At 67.0% G+C, this 16,373-nt stretch carries 17 protein-coding genes; 9 read left to right on the top strand and 8 right to left on the bottom strand.

Annotated elements, in window-relative coordinates; all coding sequences use genetic code 11:
* Genes ACSVIE_RS17005 through ACSVIE_RS17015 form a run of 3 tightly spaced genes read left to right on the top strand, consistent with a single transcriptional unit; the run spans position 1 to position 2,866 of the window.
* Complete coding sequence (locus tag ACSVIE_RS17005) at positions 1 to 681, top strand: D-sedoheptulose-7-phosphate isomerase (protein ID WP_426007636.1); 681 nt, start codon at positions 1 to 3, stop codon at positions 679 to 681.
* Entirely contained in the window at positions 678 to 2,126 is a 1,449-nt protein-coding gene (locus tag ACSVIE_RS17010; RefSeq protein WP_442424615.1) for a PfkB family carbohydrate kinase, read from the top strand. Before ACSVIE_RS17005 ends, ACSVIE_RS17010 begins: the two co-directional genes overlap by 4 nt.
* Before the next feature lie 44 nt (positions 2,127 to 2,170).
* Positions 2,171 to 2,866 (top strand): SDR family oxidoreductase, encoded by a 696-nt coding sequence (locus tag ACSVIE_RS17015; protein ID WP_442424616.1) that lies wholly within the window; start codon positions 2,171 to 2,173, stop codon positions 2,864 to 2,866.
* Here ACSVIE_RS17015 and ACSVIE_RS17020 read toward each other — a convergent pair.
* Positions 2,835 to 4,043, bottom strand: coding sequence for a glycosyltransferase family 9 protein (locus tag ACSVIE_RS17020; protein ID WP_442424617.1), 1,209 nt, complete (start codon positions 4,041 to 4,043; stop codon positions 2,835 to 2,837). The genes ACSVIE_RS17015 and ACSVIE_RS17020 overlap by 32 nt on opposite strands.
* Before the next feature lie 114 nt (positions 4,044 to 4,157).
* Between ACSVIE_RS17020 and rfaE2 the strand changes: the two genes are divergently transcribed.
* Together rfaE2 and ACSVIE_RS17030 are read left to right on the top strand one after the other, a co-directional pair.
* Entirely contained in the window at positions 4,158 to 5,675 is a 1,518-nt protein-coding gene (gene rfaE2, locus ACSVIE_RS17025; RefSeq protein ID WP_442424618.1) for a D-glycero-beta-D-manno-heptose 1-phosphate adenylyltransferase, read from the top strand.
* 23 nt (positions 5,676 to 5,698) lie between these two features.
* Complete coding sequence (locus ACSVIE_RS17030) at positions 5,699 to 6,733, top strand: NAD-dependent epimerase/dehydratase family protein (protein ID WP_442424619.1); 1,035 nt, start codon at positions 5,699 to 5,701, stop codon at positions 6,731 to 6,733.
* Between the two features lie 23 nt (positions 6,734 to 6,756).
* On the opposite strand, the gene ACSVIE_RS17035 is transcribed toward ACSVIE_RS17030, so the two are convergent.
* On the bottom strand, positions 6,757 to 7,839 hold the full coding sequence (locus tag ACSVIE_RS17035; RefSeq protein WP_442424620.1) for an FUSC family protein: 1,083 nt from the start codon (positions 7,837 to 7,839) through the stop codon (positions 6,757 to 6,759).
* Between the two features lie 175 nt (positions 7,840 to 8,014).
* Here ACSVIE_RS17035 and ACSVIE_RS17040 point away from each other — a divergent pair, with 175 nt between their 5' ends.
* Genes ACSVIE_RS17040 through ACSVIE_RS17050 form a run of 3 tightly spaced genes read left to right on the top strand, consistent with a single transcriptional unit; the run spans position 8,015 to position 9,959 of the window.
* Positions 8,015 to 8,938 carry a hypothetical protein gene (locus ACSVIE_RS17040; protein ID WP_442424621.1) on the top strand — a complete coding sequence of 308 codons (924 nt, stop codon included), beginning with the start codon at positions 8,015 to 8,017 and terminating at the stop codon, positions 8,936 to 8,938.
* Positions 8,935 to 9,366 carry a phage holin family protein gene (locus ACSVIE_RS17045; protein WP_426005157.1) on the top strand — a complete coding sequence of 144 codons (432 nt, stop codon included), beginning with the start codon at positions 8,935 to 8,937 and terminating at the stop codon, positions 9,364 to 9,366. The genes ACSVIE_RS17040 and ACSVIE_RS17045 overlap by 4 nt, the downstream gene beginning before the upstream one ends.
* On the top strand, positions 9,363 to 9,959 hold the full coding sequence (locus ACSVIE_RS17050; RefSeq protein WP_442424622.1) for a DUF3618 domain-containing protein: 597 nt from the start codon (positions 9,363 to 9,365) through the stop codon (positions 9,957 to 9,959). The genes ACSVIE_RS17045 and ACSVIE_RS17050 overlap by 4 nt, the downstream gene beginning before the upstream one ends.
* A gap of 183 nt (positions 9,960 to 10,142) precedes the next feature.
* Here the strand turns inward: ACSVIE_RS17050 and ACSVIE_RS17055 are convergent, their stop codons facing one another.
* From ACSVIE_RS17055 to ACSVIE_RS17080, 6 genes are all read right to left on the bottom strand, one after another.
* A complete protein-coding gene (locus tag ACSVIE_RS17055) occupies positions 10,143 to 10,742 on the bottom strand; it encodes a hypothetical protein (protein WP_426005161.1) in 600 nt (199 codons plus the stop codon).
* 75 nt (positions 10,743 to 10,817) lie between these two features.
* Positions 10,818 to 11,453, bottom strand: coding sequence for a hypothetical protein (locus ACSVIE_RS17060; protein ID WP_442424623.1), 636 nt, complete (start codon positions 11,451 to 11,453; stop codon positions 10,818 to 10,820).
* Positions 11,440 to 12,075, bottom strand: a complete 636-nt coding sequence (locus ACSVIE_RS17065; protein WP_426005164.1) for a hypothetical protein — start codon at positions 12,073 to 12,075, stop codon at positions 11,440 to 11,442. Before ACSVIE_RS17065 ends, ACSVIE_RS17060 begins: the two co-directional genes overlap by 14 nt.
* Before the next feature lie 46 nt (positions 12,076 to 12,121).
* Positions 12,122 to 12,931 carry a hypothetical protein gene (locus ACSVIE_RS17070; RefSeq protein WP_426005165.1) on the bottom strand — a complete coding sequence of 270 codons (810 nt, stop codon included), beginning with the start codon at positions 12,929 to 12,931 and terminating at the stop codon, positions 12,122 to 12,124.
* The gene (locus tag ACSVIE_RS17075; RefSeq protein WP_426005167.1) at positions 12,928 to 13,908 is read right to left on the bottom strand and encodes a hypothetical protein; all 981 of its coding nucleotides are present in this window, start codon (positions 13,906 to 13,908) and stop codon (positions 12,928 to 12,930) included. Before ACSVIE_RS17075 ends, ACSVIE_RS17070 begins: the two co-directional genes overlap by 4 nt.
* 230 nt (positions 13,909 to 14,138) lie before the next feature.
* On the bottom strand, positions 14,139 to 14,627 hold the full coding sequence (locus tag ACSVIE_RS17080; RefSeq protein WP_426005168.1) for an inorganic diphosphatase: 489 nt from the start codon (positions 14,625 to 14,627) through the stop codon (positions 14,139 to 14,141).
* 213 nt (positions 14,628 to 14,840) lie between these two features.
* On the opposite strand from ACSVIE_RS17080, the gene dacB reads away from it, so the two are divergent.
* Positions 14,841 to 16,286 carry a D-alanyl-D-alanine carboxypeptidase/D-alanyl-D-alanine endopeptidase gene (dacB, locus tag ACSVIE_RS17085; protein WP_442424631.1) on the top strand — a complete coding sequence of 482 codons (1,446 nt, stop codon included), beginning with the start codon at positions 14,841 to 14,843 and terminating at the stop codon, positions 16,284 to 16,286.
* Positions 16,287 to 16,373: the final 87 nt, after the last annotated feature.

Below are 16,373 nucleotides of genomic sequence, written 5' to 3' on the forward strand. Positions count from 1 at the left end.
ATGCCTGCCCGCAGGCCCATCCCGGACACCGTACCGGCCGGGTGGGGAGGTTCCCCGGACCCTCGCGGCCCCGGCAGCACCGAAGAAGTCACCACGCATCTGGACAACGTCCTCCCGGCGATCGAGTCGTTGCGCTCGCAGGCGGGCAGGCTCTCCGCCTGGGGGACGGAGCTCGCCCATCGGCTCCTTGCCGGGCAGCGCCTGCTGGCAGCGGGAAACGGCGGATCCGCCGCCGAAGCGCAGCACCTCACCGCCGAACTCGTGGGCCGTTTCGACGGAGAACGGGCACCCTTCTCCGCGATTTCGCTCCACGCCGAGTCATCGGCTGTCACCGCATTGTCCAACGACTACGGATACGACGAAGTCTTCGCCAGGCAGGTCCGCGCGCACGGCCGGGCCAGCGATGTCCTTATCCTGCTCTCGACCAGTGGGCGCAGCCCCAATCTCCTGAACGCAGTACGTGCCGCCAAGGAACGCGGCATCACCACGTGGGCGCTCACCGGCACCGGACCGAACCCCCTCTCGGAAGCCTGCGACGAAGCCATCATGGTCGACGCGATTGCCGCGAACGCGCAGGAAGGCCACCTCATCGCCGTCCACGCTGTATGCCGTGCCTTCGATGCCGAGGTCGCCCGCCGCACGGGCAGCGGGCCTTCACCAAGCGTCGGAGCATCGTCATGAAAGTGACAGTCGTGGGCGATGTCCTCCTGGACGTGGACATCAACGGAACCGCCTCCCGCCTCAGCCCCGACGCGCCGGTGCCGGTGGTGGACGTCGGTGACGTCCGGCGTCGTGCAGGCGGAGCGGGCCTGGTAGCTACCCTCCTTTCGCAGGACGGCAACCATGTCACGCTGGTCACCGCGGTAGCGGACGACGACGGCGCAAGCCACCTCAGGCGTGCCCTGTCCGGTATCACCGTGCTCGCCGGAGAGCCGCTTGCCCCGACGCCCACCAAGACGCGGGTGCGGATCGGATCACACCCGATGGTGCGCTTCGATGAAGGCTGCGCGCCGGCCCCCACCCCCGCCTGTACGCGGGAGATGGTGGCTGCCATAGCATCTGCCGGCGCGATCGTAGTGGCCGATTACGGCCGGGGCATCACCGCCAATCCGGACATCCGCGCCGCACTGTCGGAAGCAGCGCGGCGTGTCCCGGTGGTGTGGGACCCCCACCCGTCCGGTTCCGCGCCCGTGCCCGGTGTCGCCGTCGTGACTCCCAACCTTTCCGAGGCAATGGCCGTGGCCAAAGCGGCAGGACTGGACGCGTCCGGTGCCGGTCCCATGGAGGCCGGGCGGCACTTGCAGGAGCACTGGCGGAGCGAGGCAGTGCTGGTGACCAGAGGCGAGGAAGGCGCCGTGCTCCTCCAGGCTGCGGCCGATGCGGTGGAGATACCCGCGCCGAAAACTTCGGTCACGGATCCCTGCGGCGCCGGGGACCGGCTGGCCGGAAGCCTGGCCGTGCACCTCGGCCGCGGTCGGGCACTGCCCGTGGCCGCCGCCCGCGCCGTGGAGGACGCCTCGGCATTTCTGGGAGCCGGCGGGGCAGCTGCCCTGGTATCGGCGGTGGGTGACGCACCTGCCGCAGTGCGCAAGAGGCCCTCCGGCGATGGGGAGCGCGCCGTCGTCGAGCTCAAAGGCCTGGGCCTGCCCAGCGGCCATGCGATGGGGCTGGAGCCTGATGGTATCCAACTGGCTGCGTCGGTCCGCAGGAGTGGCGGCACGGTGGTAGCCACCGGAGGATGCTTCGACCTGCTGCATGCCGGGCATGCCCGCACGCTGGCTGCGGCGCGCAGCATGGGGGACTGCCTGGTGGTGTGCCTGAACTCGGACGAGTCCGTCCGGCGGCTGAAGGGCCTGCACCGGCCGATCGTCAGCCAGGAAGACCGGGCGGAACTGCTGCTCGCGTTGTCCTGCGTGGATGCCGTGGTGATCTTCGGCGAGGACACCCCGGAAGCCTGCCTCGACCTCCTGCGGCCCGACATCTGGGTCAAGGGCGGCGACTACGAACCCGAAGATTTGCCGGAAGCCCGCCTGGTGGCGGGCTGGGGAGGGCGTTGCGTCACAGTGCCCTTCCACCCGGCGCGCTCCACCAGCGGCCTGGCGGCAGCCCTGGCCAAAGTGGGCTGAACCGAACCTGCTCCTGCAGAGAACCGACCAACGAAAGGAACCGCATGAACACGCAAACCCCTGGCCGCGTCATCGTTACTGGAGGCGGCTCCGGCCTTGGCGCAGCAATCGTGGAGGCCATCAGCAATGCCGGCGGCACCCCGGTGGTCTTCGACCGGAACATCAGCAACGTCTCCGGCGCCAAGGCGTTCGAGGTGGATGTGGCCAACCGCGAATCCGTGGAAGCCGCCGTCAAGGAAGCCGCAGAAAGCCTGGGCGGCCTGGACGGCGTGGTGACGGCAGCGGGCATCGACAGGTGCGGCAAGCTGGGCGACGTCCCGGCGGAAGAGTGGGAGAAAGTCATCGGAGTGAACCTCCTGGGCACCGTTTCCACCATCCGCGCCGCGTTGCCGTACCTGAAGGAATCCCGTGGCCGGGCCATCACCATCGCCTCCACCCTGGGCCTCAGGGCCCTGCCGGATGCCACGGCCTACTGTGCCTCCAAATTCGGCGTGATCGGCTTCAGCCGGGCGCTCGCCGCGGAAACCGGCGGCGTCATCGGCGTGACCACCATCATCCCGGGCGGCATGAAGACCCACTTCTTCGACGACCGTGACGAACAGTACAAGCCGCAGGACGACTCCAAACTCAACGATCCGGCAAATGTGGCCCAGGCAGTGGTGTTCGCGTTGTCGCAGCCTTTCGGCAGCGAGGTCCGCGAACTTCTGATCACTCCTGCAGAAGAAGGCTCGTGGCCGTAAGGTCCAGCACATCCTGAACAACGTCGGCCACGGCGATGCCCCTGATGAGGGTGTCGTCGTGGCCGCAGTGCGGTGCGGTCCAGCCGACCTGGGTGACGTCAGCACCGCAGACGGGGCACTCCGTCACCCAGGACATGTGGATGCGGTGCTGGCTGCGACCCCGGGCGCCTGCATTGAAGACATTGCCGACCCAGAAAATCCCCACCGTGGGCGTGCCGAGGGCCTGGGCCAGGTGGCGGGGGCCGCTGTCGCTGGCCAGCATCACCGTGGCCGATTCCAGGAGCGCTGCAAGCTCCCCGATCTCCAGCTCACCGGCCACGGACCGAACGGCGTCACGGTGTTCGGCCGGCAGTTTGGCCGCGGCGCATTCCGCCACTTCCTGGGCCAGGGCCTTCTCCGAGCGGTCGCCGACCACCAGGACCTGTGCTCCTTCCAGCGCTATTCCCACTACGGCCTCGGTGAAGTACGACGCCGGCCATCGCCTTCTGGGATCGGTGGCACCCGGGTGGACCACCACGAGGGAGGCCCGGTCCGGGTTCCGTAGGGTTGCGGTGTTCCGGCGGTGCTCGTCCCGGGCCTGCAGCAACGGCGGGATGATGGTGGGCGCCCCGGCCAGGCCCGCTGTCTCCAGCCAACGGTCGGGTTCGTTCTGGTAGTAGACGTAGTCCAGGTTCCGCTCGAGGAACCGGGCGTCCTTGGTGCGGGTGCCTGCGGTATGCCGGGCGCCGAGCCTGAGGACGAAGGGGTTGGAGTACCTGCCCCCGCCGTGCATCTGCAGTGCAAGGTCGAACTTCCTGGCGCGCATGGAAGCGAAGAAATCCTCCACGGCCTGCTCGTCCTCTTCGGTATTTCCGGATCCACCGTCACGCACGCCCTCGGCGAACGGGAGCAGTTCCACAGCATCTATGGGACCATCCGTGGCGGCAGCCAGGGCGGCGTGGATCGGTGTGCCCAGGAGTGTGATGGTAGCGGTGGGGTAGGCCGCCTTGAGGGCGTACAACGCAGGGTAGGTGTAGATCAGGTCGCCCAGGCCGCCGCCCCGCAAAACAGCGATCCGTTCGACTCCCGTGAACTTTTCCAGCACCGGCCCAACACCCTGGCCCACGCTGCGGGCGGATCCGGCCGGGCGGGCTGCTTGCATCCCGTTGTTGGTGCCTGCAGGCGGGGGAACGACCATGAGTATTTCCCTTCGTGGGGGGGTGCTGGAAAACTTCCGGCGCGGCGTGTGAAGCCCGGACCGCGGGGTACCTGAGGGGAACAGGAACATGCCGCCTCTACCGGAAGGTACCCCATGGTTCGCCTATCCAATCAAGAAGGTTTGGCTGAGTGGCTGCCCCGCCGCCTGGCCGAGGAACGCCCCGTCATCACGGTCATTGGCGATGCCATTCTGGACGGCTGGTGGGAGGGGCTGATCGAGCGTTTTTGCCGCGAGGCTCCTGCGCCGGTGGTTCAGGTGCAGCGCCGCGAGTACGCACCTGGCGGGGCTGCCAATACCGCCATGAACCTTGCCGCGCTGGGCGCCCGGGTCAGGTTCGTTTCCCTGGTGGGGGAGGACGATGCGGGCCAGCGGCTCAGGGACCGGATGGCGGACGCGGGAGTGGACGTGTCCGGTGTGGTGTCGCATCCTGACATGACCACCACCACCAAGTTCCGCGTCAGCAGTGGAGGGCAGGTGATGCTGCGCTTGGACGACGCCGCGGCCGAGGTGCCGGATGCCGGACTCTGGGGGCTGGCAGGTGCCATCCCCGCAGCAGTGGCCGGTGCGGAGGCCGTGGTCCTGTGCGATTACGAGGCCGGAACCCTGGACGGGCCGGTCCGGTCCGCGTTGCTCGCCGCGCTTGGTCCCGAGCAGCAGCGGAACCTGCTGGTGGTGGATGCGCACCATCCCGCCCGCTGGGCCGAACTGCGCCCGGACCTGGCCACCCCCAATGCCATGGAAGCTGCCACCCTCCTGGGTGCGGAATTTCCCGGCGGTGCCGCGCGGTGCCCCTTTGTGGAAGCCCACGCGGAACAGCTCCTTCGCGCCTCCGGTGCCGCCGCCGTCGTCGTTACCCTCGACAGGGAGGGCACGTTGACCCTGCGCTCCGGCGAAAGCGGCAACCTGCCCCCGCATCACCGGACCTGGGCCAGGCCCGAGGCCGAAAAGCAGGCATCCGGTGCCGGCGATACGTTCGTGGCGGCGCTGACGCTGGCCCGGGCAGCGGGACTGCCCCTGACCACCAGCGTGGATCTCGCGCAGGCCGCCGCGGACGTAGTGGTCCACCGGCCCGGCACCTCCGTGTGCAGCACGGAGGAACTCGCCCGGCACCTGGGCGGATTCGCGGATACCGCCCTGTCGGCAGATGAACTTGCACGGCAGATCGAGGCGCACCGCCGGGAGGGCCAAAGAATCGTCCTTACCAATGGATGTTTCGATGTCCTGCACCGCGGGCACACCCGGTACCTCAACCAGGCCAAGCAACTGGGCGACGTGCTGGTGGTGGCGCTCAACAGTGACTCCTCCGTCCGCAAGCTCAAGGGCCCCGACCGACCCGTCAACCACGAGGCAGACCGTGCCGCAGTAATCGCGGCGCTGAGCTGCGTTGACCACGTGACCGTCTTTGACACTCCGACGCCGATCCCCCTGATTGAGCTGCTGGAGCCGGACGTCTACGCCAAGGGCGGCGACTACACGCCGGAAATGCTGGCGGAGACGGAAGCCGTGGAACGATACGGCGGCACCGTGACCATCCTGGACTACGTGCCCGAACACTCCACCACCGCCGTCCTGGAACGCATCCGCTCCACGGGCGACACTCCCACCGACTAAGTCCCAACCTCAAGGGGAACCAGATGCGGATCGTCATTACCGGTGCCACCGGCAACGCCGGCACTGCACTGCTCAAACGGCTCCAGAAGGCGCGGACGGAGGAAGGCGCGGACCTTGAACTCGTGGGCATTGCCCGTCGTGAACCTGACCGGAATGCCGCCCCCTACAAGGGCGTGGAGTGGCACACGCTGGACGTTGGCCACTACCAGGACCGTGGGGCACTGGAACAGGCCATGGCAGGGGCAGATGCCGTGGTGCACCTTGCCTGGCAGATCCAGCCAAACCACAACCGCGAGCTCCTTCGCCGCACCAACGTGGCGGGCACGGCCCATGTCCTGGGGGCAGCGCGCCACGCGGGGGTCAGGCATGTCGTGTGCGCCTCGTCAGTGGGCGCCTACTCTCCGGCACCCAAGGACCAGCGGACCAAGGAAGGCTGGCCGGCCGGCGGGGTGAAAGGCTCACACTACAGCGTGGACAAGGCCGCCCAGGAACGGCTCCTGGACAGCTTTGCCAAGGAGAATCCGGACATTGTGGTGGCCCGGCTCCGCCCTGCGCTGATCTTCAGTTCCGAGGCCGGCAGCGAGGTAGGCCGGTACTTCCTGGGGAGGGTCCTTCCGCGGCTCATTCCCCGCAAACCCTGGCTGCCCGTACTACCTGTTCCAAAGGAGCTTGTGTTCCAGGCAGTCCACTCGGACGACGTCGCCGATGCCTACTGGCGCGTCCTCGACCAGCGCGCCGAGGGAGCGTTCAATATCGCCGCGGAACCGGTACTGGATCCGAATGCGCTGGCGTGGATCTTCAAAGCCCGGCGGCTGCTGCCATTGCCGCTTCCGGTGCTTCGCGCCGTCGTCGATCTTTCCTGGCGGCTCCGCCTGCAGGTGACGGACCCGGGGTGGGTGGACATGGCGGCGGGCGCGCCGGTGATGGACACCGGCAGGGCGCACGGGTTGCTGGGTTGGATGCCGCACAAGTCCTCGCTGGAGGCATTGACCGAAATCCTGGACGGCCTGGGTGCGGGGAAGGGGCGGAAGGCTTCGCCGCCGCTGACGCCACGCTGATGGGTCCGCACCCAGGTGGCCACTCAACCGGCTGTGGCCACCGCGGTAATCATCCGCCGGATACTCATGGCCACGGAAGCTGCCGCATTCACTGAGGCCTGTCCCGCTGCGGCTTCGTTGATCGCCTCGCCGAGGGCCGCCACCCTATCCCTGGCCTCATCCAAGCGGGCGTTCCGTTTCTCCGCATCACCTGTCCGCCACTCATCGATCATCCCCGACGCAGCTTCCAAGGCCTCGGACAGATTGGCCAGGACGCTGTCCGGAATCACGGTCCCGGCGTCCTCTTCCCAGATCACGCTTTGGAGGACGTCCGTAATGTCCTGCACGTGGAACGTCAGGCGCTCCACCGTCCGCATTCCGGCCAGCGCACCAGGGATACGGCCAGGACGACGCCGGGACCTGGGGTTCGCTTTTGCGCTCAATTCCGCTTGGTGGACGGCGGTCCGCACGTTTGCCGCGGTTGCGTCCAGTTCGCCGCTGCGGCTTGCCCAGGCCTCATGGTCGGGTGGCCAGGACTCCTGCATGGCGCGCGCCATGTCGCTGAGCTGCCGGGAGAGGGCCCGTTGGTGTCCGGCCAGTGCGGGATCGATGTCGTCCAGGTGGAGCGGTGGGAACACCAGCCAGTTGACGGCGAATCCCACGGCGACTCCCATGGCCATTTGGAGCACATAGGCGAAGGAGAAGCCCTGGGCATTGGAATCGCCGAGGACCAGCACGAACAAGGCGGCCATGGGGACCCACTCCGAGGCCGAACCCAGGCGGGGCAGGCCACCGATGATGACGCCCAGGCCCACCACCAGGGCCACGGCCCAGGACGTAGGACTGGCTACCGTCGTCACGGCAAAGGCCATGGCAATCCCCAGCGCCAGGCCCAACAGGCTCTGCAGCCCGCGCTTGGCGGAGTCGGCCACGGTGGGGTGCATGCTCACCAGGGCGCCCAGCGGGGCATAGTACGGGTAGGCCGCCGCGGGGCCCGGCATGAAGGGGGCCAGGTACCAGGCCAGGCCGGCGGCGATCGCTGTTTTGGCGGCGAAAAGCAGCCGCTGGCGGGTCACGGTTTTTTGCAGAGCGGGGATCAGCCGCCCACTGATGGGCTTATGGCTCATTGTTCCAACGTAGGCACGTTGCCTCCGACCTGTCGAACCCCCGGTCGGGCCCGGGAACTTTTGAAAATATGTGTGATTGAAGCCGGGACAAGGGGGTACACACCCATTTGATAGTAACGATACTTACTATCCCGGCTGCTGTCCGCAGCCTGCCAACTGTGGAAAGAGAGCGACAATGACTGAGAGCCAATCGCCGCAGGACGGAAGCTTCGCGGCGCCACGAACTGGAGTCCCCGCAGGGACCGAGCCATACTCCGGAAGCTACCTCGACGCGCCGGTCGACACCGAAACCACGTACACCGGAACCACGGGTACCACCGGCGGCACCGAATCATCGGGCAAGGTCGAGACCGCCAAGCAGGAAGCCGCTGGTGTAGCCGGTGCAGCAAAAGATGCTGCCGGCGGCGTCGTGGATACGGCAAAGACCGAGGCCTCGCATGTGGCCCAGGAGGTCAAGCTGAATGCACGGCAACTGCTCCACCAAACCAAGGGTGAGCTGACCGACCAGGCCGCAACGCAGCAGCAGCGGGTCGCCGAGGGACTCCGGTCCATCTCCGACGAGCTGTCCACCATGGCCAACGCTTCCACGCAGGGCGGGGTTGCCTCCGACCTTGTGCAGCAGGCAGCACAGCGTTCCTCCTCGGTAGCCCAGTGGCTGGAAAACCGTGATCCGGGTTCGCTCCTGGATGAGGTCAAGAGCTTCGCCCGCCGCAAGCCGGGTGCCTTTCTCCTGATCGCAGCAGGTGCGGGTGTCCTCGCCGGAAGGCTCGGCCGCGGAATGGCCGGTGCCGCCTCCGAAGACGCATCGACCGGTACTGCCCCCACCACGCCCCGTGCCGAGTACTACCCCACCTCGCGTTCGGCTGTGACACCGCCGCCGGTTGATCTCCCCGGCCCGGAGGCCACCACCGCGGGCTACGGAACCAACGCCGGCTACGGCGCAGCAACCACCACCGGCTACGGTGCGGGCACCACGGGCGGACTGGACGGGTCCACCGCACCCTACCCGGAGACGGACGCCGGCGGGGTCAAGGCACAGGGTGATCCGCTGGCTGGACCGCTCGATCCCGATGACCCCCAGTATGGAGGTTCCCGATGAGCAGTCCCGCCGACCTTCCTCCTACGGAGGCCCACGCGAAAGCTGAATCCGTTCCGTTGGGCGAGTTGCTCAGCGACCTGACCCGCGACGTCTCAACGCTGATGCGCCAGGAAGTGGAACTGGCGAAGGTCGAGTTGAAGGACAGTGCCACCAAGGCAGGAAAAGGTGCCGGCATGCTGGCCGGTGCCGCCTGGGCCGGACACATCACCGTCCTGTTCCTGTCCATCGCCCTGTGGTGGGCGCTGGGCCAGCTCGTCGGCCTGGGATGGTCCGCCGTGATCGTGGCGGTCATCTGGGGAATCATTGCCGCAGTCCTGGCCAGCATGGGCCGCAAGGAACTGAACAACATCAAAGGACTGCCGCGCACCGCTGAGACAGTCAAGGAAATACCTCCAACCTTCAAACCGAATACTGAGGAGACACGATGACGCAGAACCCCGATGCCCTGCGCGCCGATATCGAAGAAACGCGCCGGCGGCTCAGTACCAACGTTGATGCAGTGGCGGACAAGGTCACTCCCTCGCACATTGTCCACCGGAGGGTTGACCGTATTAAGACGGCCGTCTTCGGTGCACGCGATGACGTCCACGACCGGGCAAGCCATGTCCACGACCGGGCCAGCGACGCCGCCCACAACGCCCAGGATGCCGTGGCCGGCGTCGTCTCCGACATCGGCGACGCTCCTCAGGCAATCACGCGCAAGGCCCAGGGCAGTCCCATCGCCGCCGGTTTGATTGCTTTCGGCGCGGGTCTGCTGGTCTCGGCGCTGATCCCGCCGTCGGAGAAGGAACGCGAGGCCGCCCAGGCAGTCAAGGAAGCGGCACAGCCCCTCACCGAGGAACTGAGCCACGCCGCCAAGGAAGTGGCCGAGCACCTCAAGGAGCCTGCACAGGAAGCTGTCCAGAGCGTCAAGGAAACCGCTACCGAAGCGGCAGCCAACGTCAAGGACGAAGGCCAGCACGCAGCAGCAGACGTCCAGGATCGTGCCTCCACGGCCAAGGACAACCTGGGCAACCAGTAACCCCAACCGGGTACCCCGCAGGGCCGAAGCAACGCGGCGTCGTGATGAGCGCGACGCCGCCACGCTGCGGCTTTGCGGCGCTTAACGGCGGTTTTGCGGCGGCTATTTGGGGCGCCGCACGGCGGCTACCCGGGGTTCCGGAGGTCCCGGGTAGCCGGCCAGGGTGTTCCTCCGCTTGGGTTCCTAGCGGACCTCGAGGATCATGTGCAGCAAGCGTGCCGCTGCCGGGCGTGCCGCGTGTTCCTCAACCCACTGGGCCCGGGCCACGGCCTTGCTCACAGCCTGGGTCGTGATGCCCAACTCCTGGGCCACGGCCCGCTGTTGGCCCCGCACTCCCGGGGTCAACAGGTCCAGGACCCGCCACTCGGCCGCGCTGCGGTGCTGGACGATGTGGCCAAGCAGCCGCAGGACAGCCTCGGCTTCGGCAGCCAGGGCGGCAAAGGGGCCGTCCACAGCCACCGGGATGCGGTCCTTGCCGTTCCGGAGCCGGTCCACGGCCCTCCGCGCATACACCAAGCCATGGCCCGATGCGTCGCGGACCAGGTTAGGCAGCGGTTCGTTGACGGGACCAACGCCGATCCCCACATACCACTGGCCGGTCCGCAGCGCGATCAAGGCGGTTTCAACAGCCTGGTGGCCATCGTCAACGATGCCCTGGACTTCGTCTTCCACTGAGCGGTCAAAGTCCAGCCGTGCGGGAATATGCCGCAGGTCCTTCAGGAGCTGGGGCACGAGGTCGCCGTCGCGGCGGCTGTCGCGTTGGTTGATCGTCAGCGTGAACATAGTGGATCACATGCTACCGGCTGGTAGCTGCTCTGCAAGGGCTTCTTTTCCGTATTACTTTGCGTTCCGCACGGTTCAATCCAGTGCAGTACGGGTGCCTACGGCGACGGCGGGCAGCGCACCTGCCATGACCTGGCCGGCCCCGGGTACGCCTGCGTCCACCATGCTCTGTTGGACCGCCGACAGCAGTCCGGCCGGTTCGTCGTCGGTAGAGAAGATCCAATAACTTCCGAGGGCTTTGAAGACCAGCGCCTGGCGTCCCGCGGCCCCCAAGGACACTTTCCTGCTTGCCACGAGCCGCCGTTCGGGGTCCGTGCCGTCCGGAGTGGTGACAGCCTTGATGGACTCCGGCGCGATGTCTTTCCAAGGGATCACAATGGTGGTGCGTGGCTGGGCGTAGCGGGCCACCAGGCCACCCTGGAACACCAGCAGCTTTCGGAAGCTCCCCAGCAGGCTCATGCTCCACAGCAGCAGCCCGGTGAGAATGCTCGCCACCACGAACAGCACGGGGTCGGAAAAATGGGCGGGATTGCGGGTCGATCGGATCGGGGTGATGAATTCACCGATCACTCCGAAAACAAAGCCGACCGCCAGGCATGGAAGGAGCGCCTTCCAGTAGATATGCCGGGAAGACGCAATGAACCGCAGCTCACCCAGTTCCGGACCGAGCCGCTGTTCCGCACCCCTGACGAGCCAGTTACGGCCGCGCATCCGGGTGCTGGTTGTAGAGATGCGGGAGGTTCCCGCGTTCGGCGTCGGCAGCCTGTTGGGCTGCCACGGCCTTGGGATCCGGTACCGGCTGCACGCCTTGCGCCGTTCCGGAACGGCGATCCATTGCGGCGAACTTGGGGTCCCAGGTGTCGCCCGAGCCGCCGGTCAGTGCGGAGGCGATCACCATGACCACGAAGAACGGGAAGAAGGACCAGCAGATGGCCCGCCAACCGCCGAGCCAGGCGCCCGCCGTCGTGCCGTCCTTGATCCTGACGGAGCGCATTCCAGCAGCTGCGTCCCCAACGCTGCCCACGGTGCCCCACACCATGCCGTAGGCCAGGAGCGCCACAAACCAGAGGATCACGTAGAGGGCGAGCCACAGGCCGTCGTTGTAAGCGGCCGCAGAGCCGTTGTTCATCATCGAGTTCCGAACAACGGCCAGCACCACGGCGAGCACCGAATAGGCCGCGAGGAACACCACGGCATCCAACACGCGCCCCCAGAAGTGGGCCGCACCGGACGCCTTCACGTAGTAGGCGCCGGTTTGGGTGTGGCGGCGGACTTTCCGTCCGTTGACGGCGTCAACCAGGCCGGTGGCGGATTCTGACTTCGGGTTGCTCATGCGTGGCTTTCAGCTCGACGGCGGTTGGACGGCTGGGAGGGCGGCGTCAGGACAGGCCCGCGAGTCCACCCAGGACTGCGGCGAGGCCGGACGCGGACGTTTCCTTTACTTCAAGCCTGACAGAACCGCCCTGTTCCGGCGAACCCTGGCCTTCCGGCGAACCTTGGACGAGGGGCGTGAGGACGTGGACGCCGGACGGGCCGGTGTACACGGTGAGGGTCGGGAAGTCGTTGGTGTCGGCGTTGAAGGCCACCACGTTGCTGGCCGCCTGGGTGTCGGCCAAGGCGGTTGCGGCGTGTTGTTCGAATTCCGACTCCGTATATTCCACGGGGTCCGAGTCGCGGGATGCAGCCTGGTTGGGATCAACGAATTCGGCCAGGCGCGGCACCAGTTGGTCCCGGGTGACGACGGTGAAGCCGTGCAGGCCGCCCTCGTCCACTTCTTCCAGCAGCACGCCGTCGTCGTGGAGGTAGCCGTAAAGCCACCGCTTGCCTGTTGAGACCGTCCGCTCCACGGACACCACGCTGCTGCCACTGCGGCGGAGCGTCAGGGCGCCGGTGATTTCCTCGGTCGCATGAAGCCTGCTGGGCTCCGTTTCGCCCTCGAAGATCACGGGGTAGACCAGTTCCTTGGCCAGCAGGCCGCGGAGGGCCACGGCGCACATGAGTTCCTTGCTGGCATCCTGCGTGGAAAGCCAGGGGAGTGCGACGATCTGTTCATGCTGCACGCCGTCCAGCGCCACGACTTCCTCGTCCGTCAGGGTTGGCAGTGCGGCTCCGGTGGCGCTGGCAGAGGCAAGCACTTTCGCGGCAGCCTCAATGTCCCGCGCAGTCCATTTCATGGTGCTGGTGGTCATCCGAATATCCCTCCGACAAAGTTTCCGACTGACTTGGCGGCGTCACTGACCCCGTCTGCCACCTTACTGCCTACGTCCTTGGTAAAGTCGGCCACCTCCCGGGCGCCGTCGGCAATGTAGCTGCCGGGGTTGCGCGCAAAGTTGGTGATGGAATCCCAGTTGTCCGCTACCAGGTTGCCCAAGGCCCAGGCGCCGGCAACGATTCCCGCGCCGATCACGATCGGGGCGCCGATGGGACCGAGCAGGGCTGCGCCGCCTGCGGTCATCAGCATGATGCTGCCCACACCGCCCACCACGGAAAGTCCGCCGGCGATCCGGTCGCCCGTACCGCGCCAGCCGTCGTGTTCGGGGTTGATCATGTCGCTGATGCCGCCCACGATGTTCAGCGGAGCCGCCAGTGCGCCGGCGATGCGCAGGCCCTTGGAGAACTTGCTCGCATCCTGGAAGGCCTGGCTGTAGGGAATGTTGGCCTTGAGGTCCGTGAGGACGTCGGTGACCTTCTCACCGTTCCGCAGTGCGGTCAGCGCGTCCCGGATCACTGTGCCGCCGGCCCGCCAGTTGGTCAGGACTTCGCGCGTCTTGACCCATTCGGCGTGGCCAAGCTTGCCGTACTTGTACGCCGTCCACAGCTGGGCGGCGAGGTCCTTGACGCCCAGGCCCGTGTCGTAGACGTCCTTGAGCACGCCCACGGAAGTGCCCGAGCCGTCGTTGTGGCTGGCGAACTCCTGCTGGTTGGCGTGCTTCTTCAGCTGGCTGGCGTTCTCCCGCAGCATGTTGGCAGCCTTGACCAGGCTTTGCCGGTGCTGGCTGTTCCAGTCGCTCTTGAAGACGGTGGCATCGCGGCCCTGCCACGCGGTGGTGGAGTTGATGGCGTTGGACAGCTGCGTGCTCTGCAGGTTGATGGCATCGGCAGCCTTGCCCATGACCCCTGCAAGACTGCGGAGCTGCGCGATGTCCGCGCCGTAGAACCCAGCCATATGGAACCCCCTGTAAGCATCGAAAAGTCTCGTACCAGCCTAGGCGGAGCTGCAAGGAGCCGCGATGGGGAGACATGCCCATGTGCGCCAACGCTGCTTAAAGCACGACGGCGGGTGGTGCCGTCCCGTACGGAACCGCACCACCCGCCGTCGTCACCCAACTGGGTCGCATTTGTGCGCGTTTTGAACGTCCAAAACGTGCTCAGCTGCGACCCAGTTGGGGAGAGAGGCTAGTGGCCTTCGGCGGAGAAGCGCTTGATGGAAGCTTCCAGCTCGGCTTCGGCAGCAGCGCGGTCGCCCCAGCCCTCGGCCTTGACCCACTTGCCAGGCTCAAGGTCCTTGTAACGGGTGAAGAAGTGCTCAATTTCCTTGATGAGGAATTCGCTGACGTCGCTGACTTCCTGGATGTGGTCAAAGCGGGCGTCGGCAGGAACGCAGAGGACCTTGGCGTCTCCGCCGCCGTCGTCGGTCATGTTGAAGACACCGATCGGGCGGGACTCAACGATCACGCCGGGGTGAAGGTCGAAGTCCTGAAGGAGCACCAGTGCATCCAACGGGTCGCCGTCTTCGCCCAGGGTGTTCTCGAAGAAGCCGTAGTGCGTGGGGTACTGCATGGAGGTGAAGAGGACGCGGTCCAGGCGGACGCGGCCGGTCTCGTGGTCGACTTCGTACTTGACGCGTGATCCCTTGGGGATCTCGATGGTCACGTCGTGCTTCATGGAATGCTCCTTGACGGGTGTGGGTGGGGCGTTGCTCCGCCGAAGCGGTGGCCGCCACGGGTGACGGTGCCTGGGCAGGCTGCTCAGCCCGGGGCTGGCGGCAGGCAAAAGTAAGCCGACGCCGCCGACTACTATTGAGGATATAGCGAGAGGCCCGGGTTTCTTGAACCGGCGGGGACATTTCAGGACTGACAGGACCAAGCAACTTCCATGATGGGCGTTAAAGACGGATCTGCCCGCTCGCGGTTTTCGGCGTTCTGGGCCCGCTCCAGATGGCCGTTGCTGTTGCTGCTGGTCCTCCTGCTCCTGGGCGCCACGGTGGTTGCCGGGATGGCTCCCCACCTGTTCAGCGCACCCAAAGCAGCGCCTGCGGTGCCGGCATGGCAGCAACTGCCTGACCGCCTTTCGGATACCAAGGCAGTACTTCCCCTTGACGGTGAAGCTCCCGTGCCGGTGCCCGGGGAGGTTGCCCGGCTGCTGAACCAAACCCTTCGGCCTGACGGCCCCGGCGACATCAGCGCGGTGGTCATGGATGCCTCCAGCGGCGACGTCCTCTTCGACCGCGCGGCCGGCGCCGCCCGCATCCCGGCGTCGAACATGAAGCTGCTCACCGCCGTCGCCGTCCTGAAAGCGATGGGCCCGGAGGCCCGGTTCACTACCCGCGTCCTGGCCACGGACGATCCCTCCACGGTGGTCCTCACCGGCGGAGGGGACGTGCTGCTCGGAGCGGGGGACTCGGACCCGGCAGCTGTCATGGGTCATGCAGGTCTTGCGTCGTTGGCAAAGGAGACCGCGGCGAAACTGACCGCTGCGGGTGTGAAGGGGCCGGTCACCGTCACAGTGGACGATTCGCTCTTTTCCGGCCCGCCCTTGAACCCGGCATGGAGCCTGGACGACGTCGCCGCCGGTGAAACCGCACCGCTGTTCCCGCTGGCCTTGAACTCGGGCCGCTATGCACCCGGCGTCACCACGGGGCCCAGGCCCCAGGATGCGGCCGCCACCGCCGCGGAGGCCTTCGCCCGGCGGTTGGCGGCGGCCGGGATTGAGGTGCGTCCCGGCGTCGAGCGCGGCAAAGGCATCCCCGCCAATGTGTTGGCCGCCGCCGAGTCAGCCACCGTGAGCGACCAAGTGGACCTCATGCTGGAATCCTCGGACAACTTCCTGGCGGAGGCTTTGGGGCGGATGACCGCCAAGGCGTCGGGCAAGGAAGCAACGTACGACGGCGCCACAGCGGCCGTGCGGCAAAGGCTGGGGGAGTTGGGCCTCGCCACGGACGCGATGGAGTTGGCAGACGTTTCCGGGCTTGCCCTGGGAAACCAGGTCAGCGCCCGGCAGTTCGCCGAGGTTGTCCGCGCCATCACCAGCGGCCCCGATCCTGCGCTGCGCACCGCTTTGGACGGTTTTCCGATCGCCGGACTGACCGGAACCCTTGACGACAGGTACGTCGAGGCCGGTACCGCAGGCGGCGCGGGCCTGGTCCGGGCCAAGACCGGCACCCTTAATACAGTGATCGCATTGAGCGGATACGTTGTGGACGCCGACGGCAGGTTGCTGGTTTTTTCCTTCATCGGCAATGGCCTTGAACCGGGTGCCGGAGGAAACAAGGTGGCCATGGACAGGTCCGCGTCCGTCCTGGCCGCCTGCGGGTGCCGGGGCTGAGGTGCGTCGGCGAGGCTTGGCTGTGCCGCTGGGGCTCCGCCGCGCCGCCGAGGCCCAGCCGTGCCGGGCGAGGCTTCGCGTGCCGCC

The organism is Paenarthrobacter sp. NCHU4564 (assembly GCF_052156435.1).
In the GTDB taxonomy this organism is placed as follows: domain Bacteria; phylum Actinomycetota; class Actinomycetes; order Actinomycetales; family Micrococcaceae; genus Arthrobacter.

What these genes read in the sequence shown, in the direction of transcription:
- ACSVIE_RS17005 (WP_426007636.1), top strand. Translation starts at nt 1, where the DNA reads ATGCCTGCCCGCAGGCCCATCCCGGACACCGTACCGGCCGGGTGGGGA.
- ACSVIE_RS17010 (WP_442424615.1), top strand. Translation starts at nt 678, where the DNA reads ATGAAAGTGACAGTCGTGGGCGATGTCCTCCTGGACGTGGACATCAAC.
- ACSVIE_RS17015 (WP_442424616.1), top strand. Translation starts at nt 2,171, where the DNA reads ATGAACACGCAAACCCCTGGCCGCGTCATCGTTACTGGAGGCGGCTCC.
- ACSVIE_RS17020 (WP_442424617.1), bottom strand. Translation starts at nt 4,043, where the DNA reads ATGGTCGTTCCCCCGCCTGCAGGCACCAACAACGGGATGCAAGCAGCC.
- rfaE2 (WP_442424618.1), top strand. Translation starts at nt 4,158, where the DNA reads ATGGTTCGCCTATCCAATCAAGAAGGTTTGGCTGAGTGGCTGCCCCGC.
- ACSVIE_RS17030 (WP_442424619.1), top strand. Translation starts at nt 5,699, where the DNA reads ATGCGGATCGTCATTACCGGTGCCACCGGCAACGCCGGCACTGCACTG.
- ACSVIE_RS17035 (WP_442424620.1), bottom strand. Translation starts at nt 7,839, where the DNA reads ATGAGCCATAAGCCCATCAGTGGGCGGCTGATCCCCGCTCTGCAAAAA.
- ACSVIE_RS17040 (WP_442424621.1), top strand. Translation starts at nt 8,015, where the DNA reads ATGACTGAGAGCCAATCGCCGCAGGACGGAAGCTTCGCGGCGCCACGA.
- ACSVIE_RS17045 (WP_426005157.1), top strand. Translation starts at nt 8,935, where the DNA reads ATGAGCAGTCCCGCCGACCTTCCTCCTACGGAGGCCCACGCGAAAGCT.
- ACSVIE_RS17050 (WP_442424622.1), top strand. Translation starts at nt 9,363, where the DNA reads ATGACGCAGAACCCCGATGCCCTGCGCGCCGATATCGAAGAAACGCGC.
- ACSVIE_RS17055 (WP_426005161.1), bottom strand. Translation starts at nt 10,742, where the DNA reads ATGTTCACGCTGACGATCAACCAACGCGACAGCCGCCGCGACGGCGAC.
- ACSVIE_RS17060 (WP_442424623.1), bottom strand. Translation starts at nt 11,453, where the DNA reads ATGCGCGGCCGTAACTGGCTCGTCAGGGGTGCGGAACAGCGGCTCGGT.
- ACSVIE_RS17065 (WP_426005164.1), bottom strand. Translation starts at nt 12,075, where the DNA reads ATGAGCAACCCGAAGTCAGAATCCGCCACCGGCCTGGTTGACGCCGTC.
- ACSVIE_RS17070 (WP_426005165.1), bottom strand. Translation starts at nt 12,931, where the DNA reads ATGACCACCAGCACCATGAAATGGACTGCGCGGGACATTGAGGCTGCC.
- ACSVIE_RS17075 (WP_426005167.1), bottom strand. Translation starts at nt 13,908, where the DNA reads ATGGCTGGGTTCTACGGCGCGGACATCGCGCAGCTCCGCAGTCTTGCA.
- ACSVIE_RS17080 (WP_426005168.1), bottom strand. Translation starts at nt 14,627, where the DNA reads ATGAAGCACGACGTGACCATCGAGATCCCCAAGGGATCACGCGTCAAG.
- dacB (WP_442424631.1), top strand. Translation starts at nt 14,841, where the DNA reads ATGGGCGTTAAAGACGGATCTGCCCGCTCGCGGTTTTCGGCGTTCTGG.